The 350-nt window shown below is 50.6% G+C and carries 1 protein-coding gene; it reads left to right on the forward strand.

The window, feature by feature from the left end; genetic code table 11:
* Positions 1 to 350, forward strand: a 350-nt coding sequence (locus tag GFJ41_RS18245) for a type 2 periplasmic-binding domain-containing protein (RefSeq protein WP_170076050.1), incomplete at both ends; no start/stop codon positions are given.

Raw genomic sequence — 350 nt, forward strand, 5'->3', positions numbered from 1 at the left:
TCCACTCACTCAAGAGAGAAAAAACACCCAGTGATTCGTCTAAGAAGATTAGATGGTGCACAGTGGGTACAGTTCAGTCAGGAAAGTGTGATGAATGGAGCGCATCCCTGATTGATGAGGACGGCAACAGCAGGCTCGAGTGTGAAACCGGCAAAACGGTGCAGGATTGCATCAAAAAGATCATGTATGATCAGGCCGATGCTATTTCCGTTGATGGAGGAGAAGTGTACACTGCTGGAACGTGCGGTCTGGTGCCGGTCATGGTGGAGCAGTACGACCCAGCAAAGTGTACACCAGGTGCAACTGTATCAGGAGACTCCGCGTCCTATTACGCAGTAGCTGTAGTGCAC

The sequence above is a fragment of the Paraclostridium dentum genome (assembly GCF_012922555.1).
Lineage (GTDB): Bacteria > Bacillota > Clostridia > Peptostreptococcales > Peptostreptococcaceae > Paraclostridium > Paraclostridium dentum.